The sequence below is a fragment of the Alkalibacterium psychrotolerans genome (assembly GCF_054784355.1).
In genome coordinates, this window is the sequence record NZ_BAAGPH010000068.1 from 1 (window position 1) to 931 (window position 931).

The window sequence follows — 931 nt, forward strand, 5'->3', positions numbered from 1 at the left end:
ACTCCGTGCATATCGTAGATTAATGCGGCTACCTTTGGTGCGGGCAACCCGTAATTAACATGATAGGTCAAGATTTCACCTAATAAACGTGGGGACGCATGAATACGATTCAAGTCAACCGGTGATTCAATTAGTCCATAGGACTTGATGTCTTCTAATTTCAAGCGAAATTGGCGGTAAATATAGCGTAACTTGAGATAGTACGGGGCGATAGTATAGAGTTCCTTTTGCTCTTCACTTAAATTATTCAACGCATCAAGATAATAAGGACAAGTATCGTTTTTACACTTGTAGATATCAAATTCAGACCGTTGTTTTATCTTCTCAAGGCACCGTTCACAGTGGGGACATTTAAGTAACACATCTTTAGAGTATCGGCTTTTTTCGTTGAATAAGGCGGAACAGATTTTACACCGGTACTGTCCGTGTTTTCCATTATTTTTATAGAGGAAGTTGTGAGGCGCATGACACTTTGCGCAATGGACAGACTCAGGAACCGTTGTTGAGGACTTATGTCGTTGAACAGGTTTAATCGGTTTTCCTGCTTCTGCGGCTTGTTTTAAAAGGACTTTATAGTCAGCTCGTTCAATCGTTATAACTTTCGGAGGCTCATCAAGAGTCAATTTATTGTAATCAAGGTTCGTGATATCCGTCCCTTTGGGTGGTCGCTTCCCCTCATCTTCCAGCCAGGCAATATAATCATTCAAAAGCTGAATTAAATGATTTTGCCACTTGATTTTATTAACTAAATACATGATAATTTGAAGTAGATTAGGCATCTCTTTTCACTCCTTAAGTGATGAATGTTTGTTTTAGTGAACTTCATTTTATCAGATTAAGGGGGGAAGAGGTGCCTTTTTGCACTTTTATTGACAGAGCAACGTTAGTTGCTTTAAAACATGTTAAAAATATAAAAAAATTGGTAACTACT

Annotated in this window: 1 protein-coding gene; it reads right to left on the reverse strand. The window is 38.2% G+C overall.

The window, feature by feature from the left end:
* A partial coding sequence (locus ACYVLS_RS08910; protein WP_460323707.1) for an RING finger protein occupies window positions 1–779 on the reverse strand: 779 nt, incomplete at its 3' end.
* Window positions 780–931: the final 152 nt, after the last annotated feature.